General features: G+C 66.8%; 22 protein-coding genes. 1 reads left to right on the forward strand and 21 read right to left on the reverse strand.

Annotation, left to right across the window (positions count from 1 at the left end; genetic code table 11):
• Positions 1 to 11: 11 nt before the first annotated feature.
• Positions 12 to 1,157, reverse strand: a complete 1,146-nt coding sequence (locus GRI40_RS02585; RefSeq protein WP_160609893.1) for a hypothetical protein — start codon at positions 1,155 to 1,157, stop codon at positions 12 to 14.
• 88 nt (positions 1,158 to 1,245) lie between these two features.
• Entirely contained in the window at positions 1,246 to 1,548 is a 303-nt protein-coding gene (locus GRI40_RS02590) for an Hpt domain-containing protein (RefSeq protein WP_160609894.1), read from the reverse strand.
• Between the two features lie 70 nt (positions 1,549 to 1,618).
• On the opposite strand from GRI40_RS02590, the gene GRI40_RS02595 reads away from it, so the two are divergent.
• Positions 1,619 to 4,273 (forward strand): coiled-coil domain-containing protein, encoded by a 2,655-nt coding sequence (locus GRI40_RS02595; RefSeq protein ID WP_160609895.1) that lies wholly within the window; start codon positions 1,619 to 1,621, stop codon positions 4,271 to 4,273.
• 4 nt (positions 4,274 to 4,277) lie between these two features.
• On the opposite strand, the gene GRI40_RS02600 is transcribed toward GRI40_RS02595, so the two are convergent.
• From GRI40_RS02600 to GRI40_RS02685, 19 genes are all read right to left on the reverse strand, one after another.
• On the reverse strand, positions 4,278 to 4,547 hold the full coding sequence (locus tag GRI40_RS02600; protein ID WP_160609896.1) for a DUF1467 family protein: 270 nt from the start codon (positions 4,545 to 4,547) through the stop codon (positions 4,278 to 4,280).
• Between the two features lie 5 nt (positions 4,548 to 4,552).
• Positions 4,553 to 6,199, reverse strand: a complete 1,647-nt coding sequence (locus GRI40_RS02605) for a ribonuclease J (protein WP_337190474.1) — start codon at positions 6,197 to 6,199, stop codon at positions 4,553 to 4,555.
• Entirely contained in the window at positions 6,196 to 6,987 is a 792-nt protein-coding gene (locus tag GRI40_RS02610) for a type III pantothenate kinase (protein WP_160609897.1), read from the reverse strand. The genes GRI40_RS02605 and GRI40_RS02610 overlap by 4 nt, the downstream gene beginning before the upstream one ends.
• A 13-nt stretch (positions 6,988 to 7,000) precedes the next feature.
• Positions 7,001 to 7,711 carry a biotin--[acetyl-CoA-carboxylase] ligase gene (locus GRI40_RS02615; RefSeq protein WP_160611343.1) on the reverse strand — a complete coding sequence of 237 codons (711 nt, stop codon included), beginning with the start codon at positions 7,709 to 7,711 and terminating at the stop codon, positions 7,001 to 7,003.
• A 10-nt stretch (positions 7,712 to 7,721) separates the two neighbouring features.
• Entirely contained in the window at positions 7,722 to 9,185 is a 1,464-nt protein-coding gene (gene nuoN, locus GRI40_RS02620; protein ID WP_160609898.1) for an NADH-quinone oxidoreductase subunit NuoN, read from the reverse strand.
• Positions 9,185 to 10,744, reverse strand: a complete 1,560-nt coding sequence (locus GRI40_RS02625; RefSeq protein ID WP_160609899.1) for an NADH-quinone oxidoreductase subunit M — start codon at positions 10,742 to 10,744, stop codon at positions 9,185 to 9,187. Before GRI40_RS02625 ends, nuoN begins: the two co-directional genes overlap by 1 nt.
• Complete coding sequence (gene nuoL, locus GRI40_RS02630; RefSeq protein ID WP_160609900.1) at positions 10,744 to 12,801, reverse strand: NADH-quinone oxidoreductase subunit L; 2,058 nt, start codon at positions 12,799 to 12,801, stop codon at positions 10,744 to 10,746. Before nuoL ends, GRI40_RS02625 begins: the two co-directional genes overlap by 1 nt.
• Before the next feature lie 6 nt (positions 12,802 to 12,807).
• Positions 12,808 to 13,113 carry an NADH-quinone oxidoreductase subunit NuoK gene (gene nuoK, locus GRI40_RS02635; protein ID WP_160609901.1) on the reverse strand — a complete coding sequence of 102 codons (306 nt, stop codon included), beginning with the start codon at positions 13,111 to 13,113 and terminating at the stop codon, positions 12,808 to 12,810.
• Complete coding sequence (locus GRI40_RS02640) at positions 13,110 to 13,727, reverse strand: NADH-quinone oxidoreductase subunit J (RefSeq protein WP_160609902.1); 618 nt, start codon at positions 13,725 to 13,727, stop codon at positions 13,110 to 13,112. Before GRI40_RS02640 ends, nuoK begins: the two co-directional genes overlap by 4 nt.
• A gap of 16 nt (positions 13,728 to 13,743) precedes the next feature.
• Positions 13,744 to 14,229: an NADH-quinone oxidoreductase subunit NuoI gene (nuoI, locus tag GRI40_RS02645; RefSeq protein ID WP_160609903.1), complete on the reverse strand. Its 486-nt coding sequence runs from the start codon at positions 14,227 to 14,229 to the stop codon at positions 13,744 to 13,746.
• Positions 14,226 to 15,269 (reverse strand): NADH-quinone oxidoreductase subunit NuoH, encoded by a 1,044-nt coding sequence (gene nuoH, locus GRI40_RS02650; RefSeq protein WP_160609904.1) that lies wholly within the window; start codon positions 15,267 to 15,269, stop codon positions 14,226 to 14,228. Before nuoH ends, nuoI begins: the two co-directional genes overlap by 4 nt.
• Positions 15,266 to 17,257 (reverse strand): NADH-quinone oxidoreductase subunit NuoG, encoded by a 1,992-nt coding sequence (nuoG, locus tag GRI40_RS02655; protein ID WP_160609905.1) that lies wholly within the window; start codon positions 17,255 to 17,257, stop codon positions 15,266 to 15,268. Before nuoG ends, nuoH begins: the two co-directional genes overlap by 4 nt.
• Positions 17,257 to 17,544 (reverse strand): hypothetical protein, encoded by a 288-nt coding sequence (locus tag GRI40_RS02660; RefSeq protein ID WP_160609906.1) that lies wholly within the window; start codon positions 17,542 to 17,544, stop codon positions 17,257 to 17,259. The genes nuoG and GRI40_RS02660 overlap by 1 nt, the downstream gene beginning before the upstream one ends.
• The gene (nuoF, locus tag GRI40_RS02665) at positions 17,541 to 18,830 is read right to left on the reverse strand and encodes an NADH-quinone oxidoreductase subunit NuoF (RefSeq protein WP_160609907.1); all 1,290 of its coding nucleotides are present in this window, start codon (positions 18,828 to 18,830) and stop codon (positions 17,541 to 17,543) included. Before nuoF ends, GRI40_RS02660 begins: the two co-directional genes overlap by 4 nt.
• A 33-nt stretch (positions 18,831 to 18,863) precedes the next feature.
• Positions 18,864 to 19,004 carry a hypothetical protein gene (locus tag GRI40_RS13630; RefSeq protein WP_202390122.1) on the reverse strand — a complete coding sequence of 47 codons (141 nt, stop codon included), beginning with the start codon at positions 19,002 to 19,004 and terminating at the stop codon, positions 18,864 to 18,866.
• Positions 19,005 to 19,110: 106 nt separating this feature from the next.
• Entirely contained in the window at positions 19,111 to 19,779 is a 669-nt protein-coding gene (locus GRI40_RS02670) for an NADH-quinone oxidoreductase subunit NuoE (protein WP_160609908.1), read from the reverse strand.
• A 117-nt stretch (positions 19,780 to 19,896) separates the two neighbouring features.
• Complete coding sequence (locus GRI40_RS02675; RefSeq protein WP_160609909.1) at positions 19,897 to 21,108, reverse strand: NADH-quinone oxidoreductase subunit D; 1,212 nt, start codon at positions 21,106 to 21,108, stop codon at positions 19,897 to 19,899.
• The gene (locus GRI40_RS02680) at positions 21,105 to 21,653 is read right to left on the reverse strand and encodes a hypothetical protein (protein WP_160609910.1); all 549 of its coding nucleotides are present in this window, start codon (positions 21,651 to 21,653) and stop codon (positions 21,105 to 21,107) included. Before GRI40_RS02680 ends, GRI40_RS02675 begins: the two co-directional genes overlap by 4 nt.
• Positions 21,650 to 22,546, reverse strand: a complete 897-nt coding sequence (locus GRI40_RS02685) for an NADH-quinone oxidoreductase subunit C (protein ID WP_160609911.1) — start codon at positions 22,544 to 22,546, stop codon at positions 21,650 to 21,652. Before GRI40_RS02685 ends, GRI40_RS02680 begins: the two co-directional genes overlap by 4 nt.
• Positions 22,547 to 22,576 lie beyond the last annotated feature (30 nt).

Below are 22,576 nucleotides of genomic sequence, written 5' to 3' on the forward strand. Positions count from 1 at the left end.
TTAAGCACGTGTTAGCCGCGCTGCCGCGGCCAGAACAGCCACAGCGCAAGACCCAGCGATGCCAGCAGCGCCATGCTTCCGGGCAAGCGATCGGCTGCCGCGGCGATCGCCAGCAAAACGAAGACGGCGGCCCGGTCGCCCAGCGGCCGCAGGGGGCGGGGGGCGGCGGGATCGCCGGACAATCGCACCGCGGCAGCAAGCATCAGCGCCGCGAACGGGGCCGGCCACCCGCTGAACGCGACCGGGCTTGCCGCGACGGCGATCAGCGCCACATCGAGCAGCGCGTCCCGGGCCGGCGCAAGCCAGCGCGGCGCCCGCTCCCCCGTCCCCGCCCGCGCGAAACGCCCCAGCGCGGTCGCGGCTTCGGAAGCGAAGGCGGCAACCGCCAGGGCTGCGAGCGCGGCGACAGTGTAGCCGAGATACCCCGCGATTGCTCCACCGCCTGCCAGCGCCGCGGCCACCCCGAGCGCGACCCGCGATGCGCGCGCCGGAAAGGCGATGCGTGCGTTGGCCAGGCGGGCGACCCGGTAGGCGAGGTAGTCTCCCGGGCGATCCGCTGCGGGCGGTGGAACATGGCGCAGGTACCATTCGGCCTGGTGACGATCGGCGACCGCGCGACTGCCGATCAGCGCCCACTGACCATCATCCAGCCATTTCTCTGGAACCGCCACGCAGTTGCCGCCCCGCTGCAAGGCCACGCGCAAGAGGCCCGACACCGGGTCCGCATCGGGCGGCAGCGCGGCGAGCGCCTCGACCGCGTCTCCGCGCGTGGCGAGGACACCGGCCCAGGCATGATCGCGGTCGATCCGTTCGAACCCCAGTTCGACCGCGTTATCCGCGGGAAACGTGGCGATGCCCGTCCGGCTACCCAGCGCCTGTCCGAGCCACCCGTTGTCCGGCATGACCCCCGGCGCATAGACGACCAGCGTATCGGCCGCCGATACGAGGCCCGACAAGCCGCGATGATGGGGAACCGCGTGAAACGTGGCGCCGCGCCGCTCCGCCTCGTGCTGCACGGCCGCAAGATCGGGCGAAGGACCGTCCGCCAGGCAGACGATCCGTTCGCAGGCCAGCGCCAGTGCCGAATGGAGCTGGTGCCACGCGATCGGGCGCCCGGCCAGTCGCGGCGCATCTTCGCCCGCGGGGCCCATGGTCAACAATGCGATGCGCAAACCGCCCAATCCCCGCGTCACAAAACGGACGCGTTTCTACGGGGCGGACAACGCCTTGGCTAGGCCGGCGACCTCACCCGGTGGTGAACTCGTCGCGAAAGCGCTCGATCCTGCGGACCACGGTGGGCTCGCCCGGCGCAGCCGCGATGGCTTCTTCCGCCAGCGCCATCAAGTCGCCGGCATGAAATCCCGCGGCAAGGCCCTTGAGCCGCTGGGCGGCGATCGCCCAGTTGCCATCGCACCGCGCACGCTTGAGCTGGTCGAGGTGCCGGTCGAGGCTGTCGCGAAACGCGCCGCGCAGTTCGGCGAGCAGGACGGGATCCCGCCCCGCCGCGGCCGCCAGCGCGGCATCGAATGCAAGGTTTTGATATGCCATGGCCCGCACGGCATAACGGCCGGAGATTAAGACACTGTTTAACCATACCGGGATGGTGTAATTCGCTGCCATGAGTGGAGGAACGCACATCCGCGCCGTAGGGCTCGGCAACCCCGCCGAAGGGCCGGTCAACCATGATGAAGCGGCTGCGGAGCCGCTGACGCTGGACGAAAGCTGGGCCGAGGCCGAGGTTCACGCCGAAGTTGACGCCCCGCTTCACGAAAGCGGTGACTGGGATGCGTCGCCCGCACGCGGCGGTTCGCGGATCGCACCCGCACTTGCGATATCGGCGGTGCTGGCGTGGACGGCGTTCTTCGCCTGGGCAAACTGGACGGCGGTGACCGGCGGCATCTCTCCGCAAGGAGGATCGCGGCTCCTGATCGACTGGACCATCCCCGTCCTCCTGGTCGTGGCGGTCTGGCTGCTCGTCATGCGCATGAGCCGGCGGGAAGCCGGGCGGTTCGCCGATGCGGCAGTGGCCCTGCGGTCGGAAAGCGAGGCGCTCGAAGCCCGTCTCTCCACCGTCAACCGCGAACTCAGCCTGGCGCGCGAGTTCCTCGCCGCGCAATCGCGCGAACTCGACACGCTGGGGCGCGTGGCAACTCAGCGTATCGGAGAGCACGCCGATCGCCTGCAGAACCTGGTGCGCGACAACGGCCAGCAAGTCGACGCGATCGCCGGGGTGAGCCGCGCGGCGCTCGACAACATGGACCGCTTGCGCAGCGACCTGCCGGTGATCGCCAACGCGGCGCGCGACGTATCGAACCAGATCGGCGGCGCCGGCAACACCGCGCACGAACACGTTGCCGAACTGATCGCCGGCCTCAACCGGCTGAACGAATTCGGCCTCGCCAGCGAGCGGCAGGTCGGCTCGCTCCGGTCGCGAGTCGATGCCGCGATCGCCGCGTTCGAAGCGCAGGCCACCCAGCTCGACGAGATCGCGGGCAACCGCTTCGCGGCCCTTCGCGAACGCAGCGAGGCATTCCGCACGGAGATGGACGGGCGCGAGGTCGAGGTGCTGGCCGCGATGCGCCATCGCGCCGATCGCCTGCGGGCCGAGATCGAGAGCACCGCCAGCGCAATGGAATCGCACGAGGAGGAACTCCTGCGATCCCTCCAGGCCCGCATCGCGGCCTTGCGCGAAGGTGCGGCGACCGTCGGCGACAGCCTCGCCGGAACGGAGCGCAGCGCCCTTTCGTCGTGGAACCAGCGCCTGGCCGGCTTGCACGCCGAGCTTTCCGACGCCGCCGCCGAAGTGGAGCGGATGGAGGAAACCGCCAGGGCTCGCGCTACGGCGCGATTGCAGGTCCTGCGCGACGAGGCCGAGCAGGTGGCGGCGGGCCTTGCCGAAACGCAGGCGCGGTTCGTCGCAGATGTCGATCAGCGCCGCACCGAAGCGTTGGAGGTGTACGCGGCCCAGGCGGAGACCATCGCCGCGCAGATGAGCGCGCTCGATGCAGAAATCGCGCAGCGACGCGAAGGGCACCTGGCGCACAGTGCGGCGCTGGCCGACGAAAGCGCGGCGATCGCCACACGTCTCGCCGCTCTCGGCGAGAAAATGGCCGAGGCGGCGGGCCAGGGCAGCGCGGCGCAGACCGCGGTAGCGGGTGCAATCGAGACGCTGGCGCAGCAGTTGGCGGCCAGCCGCCAAGCGCTCGAGGGCACGGACCGGGCGGTCGCCGATCTCACCGAGGCGAGCGTGCGGCTGCTCGAGCTGATCCGCGCGAGCGCCGAACATTCGCGGACAGACCTGCCCGCAGCCATCGGCGATGCCGAGGCGCGCCTCGCCACGCTGGGCCAGAGGGGGGAATCGCTGGGCCTGATGCTGGCCGATGCCGGCGAACGCAGCCGCGAACTGTCGGACTATGTCCTCGCCGCCAGTCGCGAAACCGGCTCGGCCATGGGCGACATCGCGGCGTTCCATGGCCGGATCGCCGCCGAACATGCCCAGAACGCAGGCCAGGTCGCGGAACTGCGCGCCGCGCTGGATGCACTCCAGCGGGAAAGCCGCGGTGCCGCCGAACATGCCAGCACCGAACTGCGGGGCGCCATCGGCCAGCTGGAGGACGCGGTCCGCTCAGCCATCACGGTTGTCGAAACCGAAGGCGCCGCCCGTGTCCGCGCGCTCGCCGACAGCATCGGCGAACAGGCCGCGGGCGCCATCGACCGCGCCGTCCAGGCCAGGGTGGGCGCGGCGCTTGGCGAACTGGAAGGAAGCGCATCGCAGGCGGCGGAGCTGGGCCGCGACGCGGCGCTGCAACTGCGTGACCAGCTTGCCCGGGTGAACGAGCTTGCCGCCAATCTGGAAAGCCGGGTGGCCCACGCGCGGCAGCGCGCGGAGGAGCAGGTCGATTCCGATTTCGCCCGCCGCGTCGCGCTCATCACCGAAAGCCTGAACAGCCACGCCATCGATATCGCCAAAGCGCTCTCGACCGACGTGACGGACATGGCATGGACCAGTTACCTGCGCGGTGATCGCGGTATCTTTACCCGCCGCGCGGTGCGCCTGATCGACAGCACGCAGACCCGCGACATCGCCGAGCTGTTCGACAGCGACAGCGAATTCCGCGAACACGTGAGCCGCTACATCCACGATTTCGAGGCGATGCTGCGCACGATGCTGTCCACGCGCGACGGGCACGCGATCGGGGTGACGCTGCTCAGCAGCGACATGGGCAAGCTCTATGTCGTGCTGGCGCAAGCGATCGAGCGCCTGCGGGACTGACCTCTCAGTAAGGCCCGATGGGGAAACCGAAAGTGGCGGGCGTGACCCACCCGTTGACGTAGTTGGCCACCCACAGGGCCGTCAGTACGGCGGAGATCACGGTCGCGCGGATCAGCAGCCGACCGGGACGGAAGTTCGCCGGCGCGCTGTCCGCCTGCCCGGGCACCCGCTCGATGCCCAGCTCCTCGTGCGTGCGCACGCCGAACGGCAGCAGGAAAAAGGCTGAAAACACCCAGAACAGGAAATAGATCGCCAGGATGGAGGTCCACTGCATGGCGGCTATCCTTCGCTCACCAGGACGCGCACTTGCGGGCGCTTGCCCGACCAGCGCGTTGCGGAACGGCGGGCGGCGAGCCGCGCGGCTTCGGTAATCGCGCTGCGATCACGGCGGTCGGCGCCGCGCAGCTTGCCGATGGCGTTCGCGACATCGGTGCGCGTTTCGGCGACGAACGCGGGGTAATCCTCGTCGAGCGGGATGCCCACGCCCTCCACCTGCACACTGCCGGCCGGGCCGATGACCACGAACACCAGCCCTTCGCGCGCGATGCGGCGGCGCATGACCATCGCCTCCCCGTCGGCGGGCGCGATGATATCGCCATCGAGGATCAGCCGGCCCGCGCCGATTTCAGCCAGCTTGCCCGGCGTGCCCCGCGCGAGCCGCACGAGATCGCCGTTCTTCTGGACCACCGCCCGGGGGATACCGTTGGCGAGGCCCAGGCGGGCCTGTTCGGTCATATGCCGCATCTCGCCGTGGACGGGCACCAGTATCTCCGGCCGCAACCAGCCGTAGAGCGCCTCCAGCTCCGGCCGCCCGGGATGCCCTGAAACGTGGATGCCGCTCTGGCGATCGGTCACCACCACGATGCCGCGTTCGGCCAGCAGGTTCTGCACCCGCCCCACCGCGATTTCGTTGCCGGGGATCTGGCGGCTGGAGAACAGGACCACGTCGCCTTCGGACAGTTCGATCGGATGCTGGCCTTCAGCGACGCGGGCGAGCGCGGCGCGCGGCTCCCCCTGCCCGCCGGTGGCGATGATCAGCACCTCACCCCGAGGCAGCGACATGGCGGTATCGAAATCGACCGTTTCGGGAAAATCGGTGAGGTAGCCGTTGTCCTGCGAAACCTCGATCATGCGGTCGAGCGAGCGCCCGGCCACGCACAGCTTGCGGCCCGTGGCCACCGCGACCGCGCCCAGCGTATGCAGCCGCGCGACATTGCTGGCGAAGGTGGTGACGAGGACACGCCGGCCGTCCCACTTCGCGACCTCCTGGTGCAGCGCGCGGTACACCCCGCCTTCCGATCCGCTTTCCTGCGGGTTGAACACGTTGGTGGAATCGCAGACCAGCGCCAGCACGCCTTCGTCCCCCAGCGCGCGCAGTTCTTCCTCGGTCGTCGGTTCGCCGATGATGGGCTCGTCGTCCAGCTTCCAGTCGCCGGTGTGGAACACGCGGCCGTATGGCGTGTCGATCAGCAGGGCGTGGCCTTCGGCGATCGAGTGCGCCAGCGGCAGGTAGGTTATGTCGAACGGGCCGACGGCGAAGCGTTCGGCATCGTCCACCACGATCAGCTCGACTTCATCGACCAGACCCGCTTCCTGGAGCTTGCGGCGCACGAGGTCGGCGGTGAACGGCGTGGCGTAGAGCGGCACGCCAAGGTCGGCGGCGAAATAGGGCACCGCGCCGATGTGATCCTCGTGCGCGTGAGTCAGCACGATCCCGTCAAGGCGGTCGGCGCGTTCCTCGATGAAGGCGAGGTCGGCAAACACCAGGTCGACGCCCGGGTACTCGTTGCCGCTGAACGTCATCCCCAGATCGACCATCAGCCACCGGCCCTGGCAACCGTAGAGGTTGACGTTCATGCCAATCTCGCCCGACCCGCCGAGCGCCACGAAAAGCAGTTCGTCTTCGGGCGTGAAATCCTTCTTCACGATGTCACCCGCTGCGCCAGGATGGCGAGGCCGTCCAGGGTCAGGTCGGCATCGACGGCGTCGAAAATGTCGGTGTGCGCGTCGAACAGGATCGCGAGGCCCCCGGTGGCGATGACCCGCGCGGGTCGGCCGATTTCGTTTCGCATGCGGGCAATCAATCCTTCCATCATGGCGACGTAACCCCAGAACACCCCTATCAGCATCTGGTCTTCGGTATTGGTTCCGATCACGCTGGCAGAACGCGGTGCCTCGATCGCAATCCGCGGCAGCTTGGCCGTGGCGCCGACCAGCGCGTCGAGCGACAGGTTGATGCCGGGCGCGATGATCCCGCCCTTGTAGGCGCCGTTGAAGTCGACCGCGTCAAACGTCGTCGCGGTGCCGAAATCGACCACGATGAGGTCGCCATCGTACTTGGCATGGGCGGCGATCGTGTTGAGCGCGCGGTCCGCCCCGAGCGAACGCGGCTGGTCGACATCGACTGTGAAGCCCCATTCCGCCGCGCCCTGCCCTGCGATCAACGGCTCGATGCCAAAGTATTTCTCGGCAAGTACGGTAATGTTGTGCACCGCGCGGGGGACGACCGACCCGACGATGATCTGCGTGACATCCTCCCGGGCGAAACCCTCGATGGCCAGCAGTTGCAGCAGCCAGACGGCGTATTCGTCACCCGTGCGGCGCGGATCGGTGGCGATCCGCCAGCGCGCCCGGATTTCCCGCCCGCCATCCGGCAGCAGCGCGTAGAGCGCGAAAACGACGTTCGTATTACCGACATCGGCAGCGAGCAGCATCGGGCAACTTCCTTCAGGCGAGCGAGACGTCGCCAACGTGGATGGCACGGCGCGACCCATCTTCCAAGCGTAGCAGCATCGAACCGTCGGGCGCGAGCCCGTCGAAAAGGCCGGACACGAGCGCACCGCTGGGTTCATGCACCGACAGCACCGTTCCGCGCGGATGGGCCGCGGCCTGCCAGCGGCGCAGGAGCGGTTCGACGCCGACCGCGCGCCAGCGTTCCAGCTCGCGGTCGAAGTGATCTGCGAGCCGCGCGGCGAACGCGTCACGATCGGGCGCGGGGCCCAGCGCGGACAAGGCCGCCGTCTCCCGCCCTTCGACCGCCGGCGCCGATGCGAGGTTCACCCCGATGCCGACGACGACCGCATCGCCCTGCCCTTCGAGCAGGATGCCCGCGAGCTTCGCCCGGCCCAGCAACAGGTCGTTGGGCCACTTGAGCGACAGGGATCGCGGATCGGAAATGAGGGGGGAAACCGTCTCGTAAAGCGCGAGCCCCGCCAGCAGCGCAAGCGTGGCCGGTGGCGGATCGTGCGGTCCCGGGCGGACGACGGTCGACCCCATGAAATTGCCTGCGCCATCGGACCACGCGCGGGCCTGCCGGCCCCGGCCGGAGGTCTGGCGGTCGGCGACCAGCCAGGTTCCCTCCGGGGCCCGCTCACCCGCACGCAACGCAGCGAGCAGGTCTGCGTTTGTGGAGCCGGTTTCGGCTACCGTGCGGATGATACCGGGAACGTCAGGCCGCCAGGAACAGTGCGGCCGATGCCGTGTCGGCCAGGTTGCCGAGCCAGACCGTGAGGAAATATCCGAGCGGCGAGATGACCACCGTGCTGGCGATCAGCAGGAACCAGTGCGCCCAGTCGTTGCGGCCGGTCACGCGGTCCGAAGGCTCGTCGAAAAACATGACCTTGCCGACCTTGATGTAATAGAACGCGCTGATGACGCTCGCGGCGATGGCAAGGGCGGCGAGCGCGATCATCCCAGCATCGACCGCGGCCTGGAACACGACCAGCTTGCCCCAGAACCCGAACAGCGGCGGAATGCCCGCCAGGCTGAACATAAGAAGGAGGAAGCACCATGCGAGGAGCGGCCGCGTGCGGCTGAGGCCGGCGATGTCGGCGAAGGTTTCGAGCTGATTCCCCTCGGCGTCCCGCAACATCAGCACCGCCACGAAGCTGCCGATGGTCATCGCGACGTAAATGGCGAGATAGACCAGCATCGCACTCGCCCCGGCGGGCGTCGCTACGGCGAGGCCGATGAGGATGAAGCCGACGTTGTTGATCGAGGAATAGGCCAGCAGCCGCTTCAGGTTCTCCTGCCCGATGGCGCCGAGCGCGCCGACCACGATCGAGGCGAGCGCGACGAACGCGACGATCTGCTGCCAGGCACCGGCCTGGGGTCCGAACGCGTCAACGGCCACGCGCATGAGCAGCGCGATCGCGGCCACCTTGGGCGCGGTGGCAAAGAACATCGTGACCGGCGTCGGCGCGCCTTCGTAGACGTCCGGCGTCCACATATGGAACGGCACGGCCGAGATCTTGAACGCAAGACCGGCGAGGACGAAGATCAGCCCGAACAGCGCGCCGGTCGAAAGGCCGCCTTCCAGCGCGGCGCGAATGCCCGCAAAGCTGGTGGTGCCGGTGAAGCCGTACGTCAGGCTCACCCCGTAAAGCAGGATGCCGCTGGCCAGCGCGCCGAGCACGAAATACTTGAGCCCCGCTTCCGCCGAACGCCCGTCGGTGCGCAGGAACGCGGCGAGCACGTATGCCGCCAGGCTGTTCATCTCCAGCCCGATATAGAGCGTCATCAGGTCCCCGGCCGAAACCATGATCCCCATGCCAAGAATGGCGAAGACGACCAGCACCGGGAATTCGGCGCGCATCGCGTTGAAGCGGTCGAAGAACCGCGGGGCGACCATCAGCGCCGCTGCCGCGGAGATGTAGATCATCAGCTTGGACAGGGCGGCGAACGCATCCGCCCGCATCTGGCCGAAGAACGCGTGGCTATCCACGCCCATGTTGCCGCCGGCGATGGCGGGGACGGACAGCGCGGCCGCGGCGACGATGATCGCGACCGCGCCGATGGAGATCGCACGGCTGGCCCGGTCGCCCATCCACGCCGCCGCGAGCAGCAGCACGAGGCCGCCGATGCTGAGGACGAATTCGGGCGCGATCAGCCGAAGCGAGTGGGAGTATTCCATCAGTGGGCCTCCCCTGCGCTCGCTTCGTGATGCGGCATTGCGTTCGCCGCTTCGCGCCGCACCTGTTCCGGCCGCGCCGCTGCCGGCTTGCTGTCACCGGCCGGCGCCGCACGGGCGATCCGCGCATCAAGCGCCGCGATGTCCTTGCGCATGGGGGCGAGGAAGCTTTCCGGATAGACGCCCATCCACAGCACGGCAGCCGCGATGGGGGCGAGCATGAGCCATTCACGCGCGTTGAGATCGGGCATGGCGGCGGCGTCAGCGTTCTTCTGCGGCCCGAAAGCCACCCGGCGATAAAGGTAGAGCATGTAAGCGGCGCCCAGGATGATGCCGGTGGTGCAGACGAGCGCAACCCAGGTCGAAACCTGGTAGATCCCTGCCAGGCTGAGGAATTCGCCCACGAATCCGCTGGTCCCCGGCAGGCCGATGCTGGCCATCGTGAACAGCAGGAAGAACACCGCATATTTCGGCATGTTGATGCTCAGCCCGCCGTAACGGTCGATCTCGCGCGTGTGCAGCCGGTCGTAGATCACGCCGACGCACAGGAACAGCGCGCCGGATACCAGGCCGTGGCTCAGCATCACGATCATGGCGCCTTCCAGGCCCTGCACGTTGAAGGCGAACAGACCGATCGTCACGATCGCCATGTGCGCGACCGAGGAATAGGCGATCAGCTTCTTCATGTCGTGCTGCACCAGCGCGATGACGCTGGTGATGACGACCGCCGCCATGCTGAGCGCGAAGACCAGCCACGCCCAGTATGCGCTCGCTTCCGGGAACATCGGCAGGCTGAACCTGATGAAGCCGTAACCGCCCATCTTCAGCAGCACGCCCGCCAGGATGACGGAACCGGCCGTCGGCGCCTGCACGTGCGCGTCGGGCAGCCAGGTGTGCACGGGCCACATCGGCATCTTGACCGCGAAGCTGGCGAAGAAGGCGAGCCACAGCCAGGTCTGCGCCTGGACCGGGAAATCGTACTGCATCAGCGTCGGGATGTCGGTCGTGCCGGCCTCGTTCATCATCCACAGCATCGCGATCAGCATCAGGACCGAGCCGAGCAGCGTGTAGAGGAAGAACTTGTAGCTGGCGTAAATCCGGTCCTGCCCGCCCCAGATACCGATGATCAGGTACATCGGGATCAGGCCGGCTTCGAAGAAGATGTAGAACAGCAGGATATCCTGCGCGGCGAATACGCCGATCATCAGCAGTTCCATGAACAGGAACGCCGCCATGTATTCGCCCACGCGCTTCTGGATGCCGTCCCAGCTCGCGAGGATGCAGATCGGCATCAGGAACACGCTGAGCAAGATGAGCATGAGCGCGATGCCGTCGATGCCCAGCGCATACTGGAAGCCGGCGAACAGCGGCGCGCGCTCGACGAACTGCCACTGCGCGCCGCCGACGTCGTAGCTCGCCCACAGGACCACGCCGAGCGCGAGGTCGACGAGCGTGGCCACCAGCGCAGTCATCCGCGCGGCCCTTGCATCGAGGAAGAAGCAGGCCAGCGCGCCGACCAGCGGCACGAGCAGCATCAGCGAAAGGATCGGAAGGCCCCCCATTACAGCAGCACCCAGGTAATCGCCGCGACCACGCCGATGAGCATCCACAAGGCATATGTGTTGAGGAGGCCGGACTGGACGCGTTTGGCCCCCGCGGTGCCCTGCGCCACAACCCACGCCGCGCCGTCGGGCCCAAGCCGGTCGATGACGGTCTTGTCACCCTTCCAGAACAGGCGTCCGAACCAGAACGCGGGCCGCACGAAGACAAGGTTGTAGAGCTCGTCGAAGTACCACTTGTTGAAGAGGAACCGGTACACGGGCCCCAGCTGGTCGGCGGCGCGTTCGGGCATGCCTGGATCGCGAATGTAGCCGAGCCAGGCGATCGCAAGACCGATCAGCATCACGATCGTCGCGGTCAGCTTCACCCACAGCGGCACGCCATGCAGCGCGTGGATCAGGTTCTCGTTGTAGAAGATGGACCCGTTCCAGAAGCCCGCGTCGTCGAGGAACGCGTGATTGAACAGGAACCCGGCAAACACCGCGCCCAGGCTCAGCACGCCTAGCGGGACGAGCATCGAGAGCGGGCTTTCATGCGGGTGATAGCCCGCGGTGCCGTCGCCGTGATCGGGGTGCGGCACGTGGTGCGCTGCGTCATCCCCGGAATCTTCCTGGGCGGGCGGGTTCGCGCCTTCGGGATCGTCATGCCCGTGGTGCACGGCATCCTGGATATGCTCGCTTTGGGCCCAGCGCGGCTTGCCCCAGAACGTCAGGAACATGAGCCGCCAGGAATAGAAGCTGGTGAGCAGCGCGGCGAACGCGCCCAGCCAGAAGGCGAAGTGCGCCATCTCCGTGCCCCGGCCCCAGGCGGCCTCCAGGATCGCGTCCTTGGAATGGAAGCCGGCAAAGCCCGCATGCAGCCAATAGATGCCGACGCCGGTGATGGCGAGCGTGCCCGCCATCATGGCCCAGAACGTGAGCGGGATGCGCTTACGCAGGCCGCCGTAATACCGCATGTCCTGTTCGTGATGCATGGCGTGGATCACGCTGCCCGCGCCCAGGAACAGCAGCGCCTTGAAGAACGCGTGCGTGAACAGGTGGAACATCGCCGCGCCATAGGCGCCGACGCCTGCGGCAAAGAACATGTAGCCGAGCTGCGAACAGGTGGAATAAGCGATCACCCGCTTGATGTCCCACTGCGTCGTGCCGACCGTGGCCGCGAACAGGCAAGTCGCCGCGCCGATGAATGTGACGAAGGCGAGCGCGATCGGCGCCGCCTCGAACATCGGGCTGAGGCGGCAAACCATGAACACGCCGGCCGTTACCATCGTCGCCGCGTGGATCAGGGCGGACACCGGGGTCGGGCCTTCCATCGCGTCGGGCAACCAGGTGTGCAGGCCAAGCTGCGCGGACTTGCCCATCGCCCCGATGAACAGGAGGATGCAGAGCACGTCCATCGTGTCCACGCGGTAGCCGAGGAAGCCGATCGTGGCCCCCGCCATGCCCGGCGCCGCGGCCAGGATTTCGGAAATCGAGACGGTCCCGAACACGAGGTAGGTGCCGAAAATGCCGAGCATGAAGCCGAGGTCGCCCACGCGGTTGACCACGAACGCCTTGATCGCGGCGGCATTCGCGCTCGGTTTCCGGAACCAGAAGCCGATCAGCAGGTAACTGGCGAGGCCGACCCCTTCCCAGCCGAAAAACATCTGGACGAGGTTGTCCGCGGTCACCAGCATCAGCATCGCGAAGGTGAACAGGCTGAGGTAGGCGAAGAACCGCGGCTGGTCCGGGTCTTCGGCCATGTAGCCCCAGCTGTAGAGGTGCACGAGCGCCGACACGGTGGTGATCACCACCAGCATCACGGCCGTGAGCGTATCGACGCGCAAGGCCCAGTCGAAGGCGAGGTCGCCCGAGTGCACCCACTGCAGCACCGGCACCACGCTTGCGTTGGCGGTGCCGTTCACGAAGCCGAGGAAGATCGGCCAGCTCAGCGCCGCCGCGAGGAACAGCGCGCCGGTGGTGATCGATTTGACCACGGTATTGCCGAGCGCGCGGTTGCCCAGCCCGCCGACGATCGCGGCCGCCAGCGGCGCGAAGACGATGATGAGGATCGGGTGCAAGGTCTGCTATCCCTTGAGCCGGTCGACGCTGTCGACTGCGATTGTCCCGCGGCGGCGGAAGTAGATGACCAGGATGGCGAGCCCGATCGCGGCCTCGCCCGCGGCTACGGTGAGGACGAACATGGCGAAGATCTGCCCCGTGAGATCGCCCAGGAAGCTGCTGAACGCGACCAGGTTGATGTTCACCGACAGCAGGATGAGCTCGATCGCCATCAGGATCACGATCACGTTCTTGCGGTTGAGGAATATGCCCAGCACGCCCAGCACGAACAGGATCGTACCGACGACGATGTAGTGTTCGATGCCGATCACAGCTGCACCCCTTGCCCCACTTCGGGCTTCACGTTGCGCGTGGCATCCTGCGGGCGGCGCCTGTTCTGCCTGGAGATGTCCTGCGGCTTCGTATCCTTGCGTTCCCGGTGAGTCAGGACGATCGCACCGACCATCGCGACGAGCAGGATGATGCCCGCGCTTTCGAACAGGAACAGGTACTGGCCGTAAAGCACCTGGCCGAGCGCGGCGATGTTGCTGTCCGCGATTGGCGTCACCTGGTCGGCGGTCGCTTCGCCCAGCTCCATCGCGCCGGCCTGCCACGCACCGATGCCCAGCACCAGTTCGGCCAGCAGGATCAGCGCGATGGCAAGGCCCAGCGGGAAGTTCCGCACGAAGCCGGCGCGCAATTCCGCGAAATCGATGTTGAGCATCATCACCACGAACAGGAACAGCACGGCGACCGCGCCCACATAGACGATGACCAGGAGCATCGCGATGAATTCCGCCCCCACCAGCACCATCAGGCCGGCAGCGTTGAAGAACGCGACGATCAGCCACAGCACCGAATGCACCGGGTTGCGCGCCATGATGACGAACACCGCCGAAGCGATCGTCAGCGCGGCGAACAGGTAGAAGGCGACGGTCTGGATCATGGTTTGCGCGCGGCCCCTAACGATAGGGCGCGTCGGCTTCAAGGTTCGCGGCCAGCGCCCGCTCCCACTTGTCCCCGTTGGCCAGCAATTTCGCCTTGTCGTAGAGCAGTTCCTCGCGCGTTTCGGTCGCGTATTCGAAGTTCGGCCCTTCCACGATGGCATCGACCGGGCACGCTTCCTGACAGAACCCGCAGAAGATGCACTTGGTCATGTCGAGATCGTACCGCGTCGTGCGGCGGCTGCCGTCCTCGCGCGGTTCGCTCTCGATCGTGATCGCCTGCGCAGGACACACCGCCTCGCACAGCTTGCACGCGATGCACCGCTCCTCCCCGTTGGGATAGCGGCGCAGCGCATGCTCTCCCCGGAAGCGGGGGCTGAGCGGGTTCTTCTCGAACGGATAGTTGATCGTCGCCTTCGGCTTGAAGAAATACTTCAGCGTCAGCGCGTGCGCCTTGAGAAATTCCCAGAGCGTGAACGACTTGATGAGATGGAGCGCGCTCATCCGTACCTCGTGAACATGAGCCAGCCGGACACCAGCACGACGAACATCAGCGACAGCGGCAGGAACACCTTCCACCCCAGGCGCATGAGCTGGTCATAGCGGAAGCGCGGCACGGTCGCCTTCACCCAGCTGAAGATGAAGAAGAAGAAGAATATCTTCAGGAAAAGCCACAGCCAGCCCGGCACCCAGTAGAGGATCTCCAGCTCCAGCGGCGGCAGCCAGCCGCCGAAGAACAGTACGGCATTAAGCGCGCACATCAGCAGGACGTTGGCGTATTCGCCCAGCCAGTAGAGCGCGAAGCTCATCGAGCTGTATTCGGTCTGATAACCCGCGACGAGCTCGCTCTCCGCCTCGGTCAGGTCGAACGGCGCGCGCGCCGTCTCGGCAAGGCTGCTGATGAGGAACATGACCCAGATGGGGAACATCAGCAGGTTGAACACGAACCCGTTGACAATCCCCAGCCCGTGGCCGCGTTGCGCTTCGACAATCGCGTTCATGTTGAACGAGTTGGCGTAGAGCACCACGCAGATCAGGATGAACCCGATCGACACTTCGTAGCTGATCATCTGCGCCGCGGCGCGCATGGCGGAGAAGAACGGATACTTCGAGTTCGACGCCCAGCCCGCGATCACCACGCCGTAAACGCCCAGGCTGCTGATCGCGAGCACGTAGAGCAGGCCGACGTTTATGTCCGCCAGCACCGCGCCCGAATTGAACGGGATCACCGCCCACGCCATCAGCGCCACGGTGAAGGTGATGATCGGCGCAATCAGGAACAGGCCCTTGTTTGCCGCCGATGGAACGATCGTCTCCTGCAGAAACACCTTGAGGCCGTCGGCGAAGGACTGGAGGAGCCCGAACGGGCCCACCACGTTGGGCCCCCGCCGCAGCGCCATGGCCGCCCAGATCTTGCGGTCGGCATAGATGATCATCGCCACTGCCAGCATCAGCGGCAGTGCGATGAGCAGGATGCCGGCAATGGTCGCGGTGAACCACGCCCAGTCATGGGTCATGCCCCAGGATTGGAAGGTCTCGGTCATTCCGCGGCCTCCGCCATATCCGCGCCATGGAGAAGTTCGGCCGAGCAGCGCTGCATCACCACGCTGGCGCGCGCGATCGGGTTGGTGAGGTAGAAGTCCTTGATCGGGTAGGCGATCCTGCCGCTGGCCTTGCCTTTACCGGGTTTCGGCAGCTTTCCGTAATCAGCCAGACCCTCGATACCCAGCGCGGGCACTTCGGCAATCATCGCAGCCTGGAGCTGGGCGAACGTGTCGAACCCGACGGTCACGCCCAGGGCATCGGCCAGCGCGCGCAGGATCGTCCAGTCCTCGCGCGCGTCGCCCGGCGCGAACACGGCCTTCTCGGCAAACTGCACGCGGCCTTCGGTGTTGACGTAGGTTCCGTCCTTTTCGCTGAACGCGGCAGCCGGGAGGATCACGTCGGCGGCGTGCGCGCCGCTATCGCCGTGGTGCCCGATATAGACCTTCAGGCTGCCGGCGAATTGCGACCAGTCGACCTCGTCCGCACCGAGCGCCAGCACCACCTTCGGTGCAGCCTCGATCACGTCGGCGATGCCGCCCTTCTGCGCGTAGCCGAGCATCAATCCGCCCATGCGGCTCGCCGCCATGTGCAGCACGTTGAACCCGTTCCAGCCATCCCGCTGGACATCGATTGCGAGGAGCGCGTCGAGCGCGCCTGCCGCGAGCCCCGCGCCGCCGACGATCACCGCCGGGCGCTCCGCCGCGGCCAGCGCTTCGGTGACGCGTTCCGGCAGGTCGTGCACCAGGGCGGCGTCCTCGCCCAGGAACTCGGCCGGGAACGTGGTTTCCCAGTGCGGCCCCACCACGAACACCTTCGCCCCGCGCTTTGCCGCCTTGCGGAGGCGCACGTTGAGCAGCGGCGCTTCCCAGCGGACATGGCTGCCGACGATCAGGATAGCGTCGGCCGTCTCGATCCCGGCGAGGCCCGAGTTGAAGTTGACCGCCGCGAGGTTGCCGGTTGGATAGCTGAGCCCGGTCTGCCGGCCTTCCAGCATGTCGGAACCGAGCGCGTTCAGCAGCTTCCTGGCTGCGAACATCGTTTCGCAATCGACCATGTCGCCGGCGATGGCCGCGATGCTGGCGCCCGGCGCTGCACCGGCGATCACCGCGAACGCTTCGTCCCAGCTCGCCTTGGCCAGCTTGCCATCCTTACGGATCCACACGCTGTCGAGCCGCCGCCGGGTCAGGCCGTCGACCATGTAGCGGCCCTTGTCCGACAGCCACTCCTCGTTCACGTCGTCGTTGATCCGGGGCAGCGCGCGCATGACTTCGCGCCCCCGGCTGTCGAGGCGGATGTTGGCCCCCACCGCGTCGCTGACGTCGATGGACAGCGTCTTCTTCAGCTCCCACGGCCGCGCTTCGAAGGCATAAGGCCGGCTGGTGAGCGCGCCCACCGGGCACAAGTCGATCACGTTGGCGCTGAGCTCGTGGCTGGCAGCCTTTTCCAGATAGGTCGTGATCTGCATCGATTCGCCGCGATAGAGCGCGCCGATCTCGTCCACGCCGGCGATCTCTTCGGAAAAGCGCACGCAGCGGGTGCAGTGGATGCACCGGGTCATGATCGTCTTGATCAGCGGGCCCATGTACTTTTCGGTGACCGCCCGCTTGTTCTCTTCATAGCGCGAACCGCCGCGGCCGTAGGCGACGGCCTGATCCTGCAAGTCGCACTCGCCGCCCTGGTCGCAGATCGGGCAGTCGAGCGGGTGGTTGATCAGGAGGAACTCCATCACCCCCTCGCGCGCCAGCTTGACCATCTGGCTATCTGTGCGGATTTCCTGCCCCTCGGCAGCCGGCAGCGCGCAGCTGGCCTGCGGCTTCGGCGGGCCGGGCTTCACCTCGACCAGGCACATCCGGCAGTTGCCGGCGATGCTGAGGCGCTCGTGATAGCAGAATCGCGGGATTTCCTTGCCGGCAAGCTCGCACGCCTGCAGCACGGTGGCGCCATCGGGCACCTCGATCGCTTCGCCGTCTACGGTGACCTTGGGCATTATCGGATCACCTCGATATCGGCAGTGCAGAGCGATGGCACAGGTGTGAGCGGCCCGGTCATCCGAACACCCCAACCCTTCTCAACGAGATCAGCAACCTCGTCGATGCTCGCCAATCGCTTCATGTTTTCCTCGACGTTCCAACGCCGTTTTCCATCCGACCCGACCACGCCGTCCGGAGAATAGACCCGATAGAAACCGTCGGCATGACGGTGTGCTGTTCGAGTCTCCGTTTCACCCTTGCGAGGTCCGGTTGTGAACTGATGTTTCTTCTGGACGACAGTCACTCCGCCGCCTCCGCCATGTTGCCTGCCTCGGCAATCCGCCTCTCGAGCTCGGGGCGGAAGTGACGGATCAGGCCCTGAATGGGCCACGCAGCCGCATCGCCCAGGGCGCAGATCGTGTGGCCTTCCACCTGCTTGGTCACCTGGTGGAGCATGTCGATCTCGTCCACGTGCGCGTCGCCGGTGCGCAGGCGTTCCATGACACGCCACATCCATCCGGTGCCTTCGCGGCACGGGGTGCACTGGCCGCAGCTTTCGTGCTTGTAGAAATAGCTGATGCGGCTGATCGCGCGGACGACGTCGGTCGATTTGTCCATCACGATCACGCCCGCCGTGCCGAGGCCGCTGCCCAGTTCCTTGAGCCCGTCGAAATCCATCGGCGCGTCCCAGATCTGGTCCGCCGGAACCAGCGGCACGGACGAACCGCCGGGGATCACCGCCAGCAGGTTCTCACGCCCGCCGCGAATGCCGCCGCAGTGCTTCTCGATGAGCTCGCTGAACGGGATGCTCATCGCCTCTTCCACCACGCAGGGCCGGTTCACGTGCCCGCTGATCTGGAACAGCTTGGTGCCCTTGTTGTTCTCCCGCCCGAAGCTGGAGAACCAGTTCGCGCCGCGCCGCAGGATCGTGGGTGTGACGGCAATGCTTTCGACATTGTTGACCGTGGTCGGGCAACCATAGAGGCCAGCGCCTGCCGGGAACGGCGGCTTGAGGCGCGGCTGGCCCTTCTTGCCTTCCAGGCTTTCGATCATCGCGGTTTCTTCGCCGCAGATGTAGGCGCCCGCGCCGCGGTGGACGAAGACGTCGAAGTCGTAGCCCGATCCGGCCGCGTTCTTGCCCAGCAGCCCGGCGTCGTAAGCCTCGGCCACGGCGGCGAACAGCGTTTCCGCCTCGCGGATGAATTCCCCGCGGATGTAGATGTACGCGGCCCGCGCGCGCATCGCGAAGCCGGCGACCAGCGCGCCTTCGATCAGCTTGTGCGGATCGTGGCGGATGATCTCGCGGTCCTTGCAGCTGCCGGGTTCGGATTCGTCGGCGTTGATGACCAGGAAGCTCGGCCGGCCGTCCTTGCTTTCCTTGGGCATGAAGGACCACTTCATGCCGGTGGGGAAGCCCGCCCCGCCGCGGCCGCGCAGGCCGGAATCCTTGATTTCCTGGATGATCGCGTCCTGCCCGCGGGCGAGCAGCGCCTTCGTATCGTCCCAGTCGCCGCGCGCCTGCGCCGCCTTCAGCCCCCAGTCCTGGAAGCCGTACAGGTTGGTGAAGATGCGGTCCCGGTCAGCCAGCATTTGCGAGCGTCCCAATCAAAACGTCAGCCAGGCTCACGAAAATCCTCCCTGCGAGGCAAACCATGCCGCAGCTCCTAGGATCAGCACGATCGCGGTGAACTTCGCCACGCCCGCGAACACCTTCCAGGCGATGAAGACAAGAACCAGCGCGATGATGATCGTGGTCACGCTCATGCCAGCACCTGCAGGCCGAGCGCAGCCAGGATGAACAGCGCGGAACCGATCGAGGTATAGCGCACGATCTTCATCGTGCGCCTATCTTCGGGAAGCGTTTCGGCCATCACCATTCGCCCCGGTAATCGTGATTCTCGTCCGCCATCGCGGTGAGCGAACTCAGCGCCCCGGCCGGCTCGACCGTATGCCGCGCCGGGTCCTGGGTGCCTTCCTTCGGCGTCTCGCCGCGGGCGAGCGCGTCCAGCACCGAGTCGAGCCGCTCGGGCGTCAGGTCTTCGTAGTTGCCGTCGTTGATCTGGACCATCGGCGCGCTGGCGCAGTTGCCCATGCATTCGACTTCGGTCAGCGTCCACATGCCGTCGTCGGTCGTGTGGCCCTTCTTCATGCCGCGCGCGTAGCAGGCGTCGAGCAGCGCATCCGACCCGCGCAGCATGCACGGCGTTGTGCCGCAGACCTGCACGTGGAAGCGGCCGACCGGGGCGATGTTGTACATCGTGTAGAACGTCGCGACCTCGAGCACGCGGATCACGGGCATATTGAGTTCGCGCGCCACGAATTCGATCACGGGGAGCGGCAGCCAGCCCTGCGTGTTGGTCTCCGCGCCGACCTGGTACTGGGCGAGGAACAGCAGCGGCATCACAGCCGAACGCTGCCGCCCTTCGGGATAGCGCGCGACGATCTCTTTCGCCTTGGCCGCGTTGTCGGCGGTCCAGGCAAAGGAACCCCACCGCTCGCGCAGCTCGGGCGTGTCGGGAGCAGGCGCGCGGTCAGCCACGACGATCCCCCCAGATCGTCGCCCCGGCGAAGGCCGGGGTTGGGCTTTGCTTCGGGCATCCCAAGAAGGAAGCCGAATCCCGGCTCAAGGCCAGGATGACGAGTTTGCCGAATGGTCTCACCGATCGCACTCCCCGAACACCACGTCGATAGCGCCCAGAATGGCGGTCGCGTCGGGGAGCATGTGGCCCTTGGACATGAAATCCATGGCCTGGAGGTGGCTGAACGCGGTCGGGCGGATCTTGCAGCGGTATGGCTTGTTGCTGCCGTCCGATACCAGATACACGCCGAACTCGCCCTTGGGGCTTTCGGTGGCGACGTAAACCTCGCCCGCGGGCACGTGGAAGCCTTCGGTGTAGAGCTTGAAGTGGTGGATCAGCGCTTCCATCGACTGCTTCATCTCGCCGCGCCGGGGCGGCACCACCTTGCGGTCGTCGCTCGCCACAGGCCCTTCCGGCATTTCGGCCAGACACTGCTTCATGATGCGGGCCGACTGACGCACTTCCTCGACCCGGATCATGAACCGGTCATAGCAGTCGGAGTTCGTCCCCACGGGTATTTCGAAGTCCATCCGGTCATACACGTCGTAAGGCTGGCTCTTGCGCAAGTCCCACGGAATGCCGGCGGCACGGATCATCGGGCCGGAGAAACCCCAGGCGAGCGCATCTGCCTTGCTCACCACGGCGATATCGACGTTGCGCTGCTTGAAGATGCGGTTGTCGATGACGAGGCTCATCGCGTCTTCGAAGAGGCGCGGCAGGCGGGTGTCCAGCCAGTCGGCGATGTCGGTCAGCAGCTTCAGCGGCACGTCCTGGTGCACGCCGCCAGGGCGGAACCACGCGCTGTGCATGCGCGCGCCGCTCGCCCGCTCGAAGAAGTTCAGGCAATCCTCGCGGATTTCGAACAGCCACAGGTTCGGCGTCATCGCGCCCACGTCCATGACGTGGCTGCCGAGGTTGAGCATGTGGTTGCAGATCCGCGTCAGCTCCGCGAACATCACACGCAAGTACTGCGCGCGCAGCGGCACTTCGAGGTTGAGCAGCTTTTCGATCGCGAGGACGTAGCTGTGCTCCATGCACAGCGGGCTGCAGTAATCGAGCCGGTCGAAATACGGCAGCGCCTGAAGGTACGTCTTGTGCTCGATCAGCTTCTCGGTGCCCCGGTGCAGCAGGCCGACGTGCGGATCGATCCGTTCGATGATCTCGCCGTCCAGCTCCATCACCATGCGCAGCACGCCGTGGGCCGCCGGGTGCTGAGGCCCGAAGTTGATCGTGTAGTTGGTGATGACCTCGTCGCCGGTGGTCGGCGACTGTTCCAGTTGCATCGTCATGGCGTGCAGTTCCAGGTGCCGGGCGAGAACGTGGTTTCGCCGGTGGGGCCCGTGACCACGAGGTCGGCGGCCCATTCGTTGCGGCCGCTCACGCTCCGCGGCGCGCCGTCTGCCCGCAACACCGCGACGGTGTAGCCGTTTCCGCTGAGCGTGGGGCCGGATTCGACGACCTGAGGGCCGCCCGCGGCGGCGCCGGGAAGGACGACCTGCTGCCCGTCGATTACCAGCACACCTTTTCCGGTCGCGTCGGTCGTGTCAGGGGCGCCGACGACGAGCAGCGACCGCCCCTGGTAGATGTAAGAGCAGCCGCCGTGAATTTCGCCAAGCGCGGTCGGCGCGTTGCGCGCGAGCGGGGTGAGGAGCGCCTTGCCGGTGGGCGCGGCCAGCGGCTGTGCGTTGATTTCCGCGACGGCGGGCGCGCCTGCGGCTGCACCGCCCACGCCGGCGCGCTGGGCGAAATCGTCGGCGCTCTCCGCCTTCTGGTCCGCGGGCTCGGAGCAGGCGGCAAGGCCCGCCAGTGCGATAAGGGCAGCGGCGCGGATCATTCTGCGTCCCCGCTCTGCTTCGCGCGCGGTGTCCGCGGCTTGCGCGGCGCGCGCGTCTTGGGCTCGGTCGCGGCGGCGGTGTCGGCCGACTTGCCCTTGCGGGGCTTGCGCGCGGGGCGGCCTTCCGTGGGCTCCGGCGCGCCGGGCGCGGGCGTCGCCGTGTCCTTCGGAGCCGGAGACCCCTGCCCCTGGCCCGAAACCGTGCCGCTGGTCGAAGCGGGCGCGACGTTCTCGTTCGCCTTGCTGTCGCTCGGCTCCCCGGCGCCGCTGACGCCCTTCGCGGGCGTGACTTTCGGTACGGCCACGGGCGGCGCAGCGGGCTTCTCGGCCGCCTTCTCGTCACCCGGGAGCACGTAGTCGGCCCCTTCCCATGGGCTCATGAAGTCGAACTGACGCAAATCCTGCGGCAGATCGACCGGTTCGTACACGACGCGCTTCTCATCTTCGGAGTAGCGCAGCTCGGTATATCCGGTGAGCGGGAAGTCCTTGCGGAAGGGATGGCCTTCGAAGCCGTAGTCGGTGAGGATGCGGCGCAAGTCCGTGTTGCCGGCGAACAGCACGCCGTACATGTCGAACACTTCGCGCTCCAGCCAGCCGGCGACCGGCCAGATCGTGGTGACCGTCGGCACCGGCGTGTGTTCGGCCGCGGAGCACTTCACGATGATGCGGTGGTTCTTCGTCACGCTCAGCAGCATGTAAACGATTTCGAACCGCTCCGCCCGGTCGGGAAAGTCGACCCCGGCGATCTCCATCAGCTGTTGGTAGTCGTGCGTGTCGCGAAGGGTGCGCAGCACGTCGGCGATGCTGTCGCGCAGCACGGTCAGCACGATCTCGCCATGTTCTTCCCGGGCGTGGGTGACCACGCCGCCGAGCGCGGCAGTGAGCGTTGCCATCACGCCATCGTTGGAGGCGATGCGGGGGGC

Origin of the sequence: Tsuneonella aeria (assembly GCF_009827495.1) — a bacterium.
GTDB classification, from domain to species: Bacteria; Pseudomonadota; Alphaproteobacteria; order Sphingomonadales; family Sphingomonadaceae; genus Tsuneonella; species Tsuneonella aeria.

What these genes read in the sequence shown, in the direction of transcription:
- GRI40_RS02590 (WP_160609894.1), bottom strand. Translation starts at nt 1,548, where the DNA reads ATGGCATATCAAAACCTTGCATTCGATGCCGCGCTGGCGGCCGCGGCG.
- GRI40_RS02595 (WP_160609895.1), top strand. Translation starts at nt 1,619, where the DNA reads ATGAGTGGAGGAACGCACATCCGCGCCGTAGGGCTCGGCAACCCCGCC.
- GRI40_RS02600 (WP_160609896.1), bottom strand. Translation starts at nt 4,547, where the DNA reads ATGCAGTGGACCTCCATCCTGGCGATCTATTTCCTGTTCTGGGTGTTT.
- GRI40_RS02610 (WP_160609897.1), bottom strand. Translation starts at nt 6,987, where the DNA reads ATGCTGCTCGCTGCCGATGTCGGTAATACGAACGTCGTTTTCGCGCTC.
- nuoN (WP_160609898.1), bottom strand. Translation starts at nt 9,185, where the DNA reads ATGGAATACTCCCACTCGCTTCGGCTGATCGCGCCCGAATTCGTCCTC.
- GRI40_RS02625 (WP_160609899.1), bottom strand. Translation starts at nt 10,744, where the DNA reads ATGGGGGGCCTTCCGATCCTTTCGCTGATGCTGCTCGTGCCGCTGGTC.
- GRI40_RS02640 (WP_160609902.1), bottom strand. Translation starts at nt 13,727, where the DNA reads ATGATCCAGACCGTCGCCTTCTACCTGTTCGCCGCGCTGACGATCGCT.
- nuoI (WP_160609903.1), bottom strand. Translation starts at nt 14,229, where the DNA reads ATGAGCGCGCTCCATCTCATCAAGTCGTTCACGCTCTGGGAATTTCTC.
- nuoH (WP_160609904.1), bottom strand. Translation starts at nt 15,269, where the DNA reads ATGACCGAGACCTTCCAATCCTGGGGCATGACCCATGACTGGGCGTGG.
- nuoG (WP_160609905.1), bottom strand. Translation starts at nt 17,257, where the DNA reads ATGCCCAAGGTCACCGTAGACGGCGAAGCGATCGAGGTGCCCGATGGC.
- nuoF (WP_160609907.1), bottom strand. Translation starts at nt 18,830, where the DNA reads ATGCTGGCTGACCGGGACCGCATCTTCACCAACCTGTACGGCTTCCAG.
- GRI40_RS13630 (WP_202390122.1), bottom strand. Translation starts at nt 19,004, where the DNA reads ATGAGCGTGACCACGATCATCATCGCGCTGGTTCTTGTCTTCATCGCC.
- GRI40_RS02675 (WP_160609909.1), bottom strand. Translation starts at nt 21,108, where the DNA reads ATGACGATGCAACTGGAACAGTCGCCGACCACCGGCGACGAGGTCATC.
- GRI40_RS02680 (WP_160609910.1), bottom strand. Translation starts at nt 21,653, where the DNA reads ATGATCCGCGCCGCTGCCCTTATCGCACTGGCGGGCCTTGCCGCCTGC.
- GRI40_RS02685 (WP_160609911.1), bottom strand. Translation starts at nt 22,546, where the DNA reads ATGGCAACGCTCACTGCCGCGCTCGGCGGCGTGGTCACCCACGCCCGG.